The 596-nt window shown below is 48.5% G+C and carries 2 protein-coding genes; both read right to left on the bottom strand.

The features are described 5' to 3' along the window. A partial coding sequence (locus tag R8O11_RS29485; protein ID WP_318195159.1) for an alanine racemase occupies positions 1 to 177 on the bottom strand: 177 nt, incomplete at its 3' end. A 4-nt stretch (positions 178 to 181) separates the two neighbouring features. Further along, positions 182 to 596: DnaB-like helicase C-terminal domain-containing protein (locus tag R8O11_RS29480; RefSeq protein ID WP_318195158.1), on the bottom strand; the 415-nt coding region annotated here is incomplete at its 5' end.

Raw genomic sequence — 596 nt, 5'->3', positions numbered from 1 at the left:
ACCAAAGGCATCGCCATGGTTATCATGTTTCGCCACATGACGTAGACCATGGCCATAACCGTTGGCTTTCACTACCGCCATCACTTTACTTTCTGGTGCTTGCGCTTTCACACGCTGCAAGTTGTGCTGCAACGCAGACAAGTCAATGCATGCTTTTGCGGCTTTCATGTAGCTCATAGCATTACTCATCATCAATATCGAATGCTGGACCCGCGTAATTATCAAAGCGCGAGTGTTGTCCTTGGAATGTTAAACGCACCGAGCCAATAGGACCGTTACGTTGTTTACCGATAATTATTTCCGCCGTGCCTTTGTATGGGCTATCTGGGTGATAGACCTCATCACGGTAGATGAACATGATCAAGTCGGCATCCTGCTCGATGGAACCCGATTCACGCAAGTCCGAGTTAACAGGTCGTTTATCCGCTCGTTGTTCTAGGGAACGGTTTAGCTGCGATAGTGCAACGACAGGCACGTTCAACTCTTTCGCCAGTGCTTTAAGCGAGCGAGAAATCTCGGCAATCTCAAGAGTACGGTTATCGGTTAGCGAAGGTACGCGCATCAACTGAAGGTAGTCGACCATGATCATTGACAGA

The organism is Vibrio sp. 1288 (assembly GCF_033344475.1).
Note: the sequence above shows the minus strand (reverse complement) of the source record. Positions and strands in the feature narration are given on the sequence as shown.